Source organism: Paenibacillus sp. 32352, from assembly GCF_002042965.1.
In the GTDB taxonomy this organism is placed as follows: domain Bacteria; phylum Bacillota; class Bacilli; order Paenibacillales; family NBRC-103111; genus Paenibacillus_S; species Paenibacillus_S vulneris.
Genome location: NZ_MZNT01000061.1, coordinates 1 through 315 on the forward strand (window position 1 = coordinate 1; position 315 = coordinate 315).

The window sequence follows — 315 nt, forward strand, 5'->3', positions numbered from 1 at the left end:
GAGCCGACGGGATTCGAACCCGCGGTCTCCTGCGTGACAGGCAGGCATGTTAGGCCTCTACACCACGGCTCCACACTAAGAATTGGGGTCCCCGGAAAGCAATAGGAATAAGCTACTTAGAACTACTTCACTTTTTGGGGATTTGTTTGGTTGCGGGGGCAGGATTTGAACCTGCGGCCTTCGGGTTATGAGCCCGACGAGCTACCGGGCTGCTCCACCCCGCGTCGTTAGATTACATATGGTGGAGGCTGACGGGATCGAACCGCCGACCCTCTGCTTGTAAGGCAGATGCTCTCCCAGCTGAGCTAAGCCTCC

Annotated in this window: 2 tRNA genes; both read right to left on the reverse strand. The window is 57.1% G+C overall.

The features are described 5' to 3' along the window. Positions 1 to 147 precede the first annotated feature (147 nt). Positions 148 to 224, reverse strand: a tRNA-Met gene (locus tag B1728_RS35570). A gap of 15 nt (positions 225 to 239) precedes the next feature. Continuing rightward, positions 240 to 315: transfer RNA gene (locus B1728_RS35575), tRNA-Val, on the reverse strand.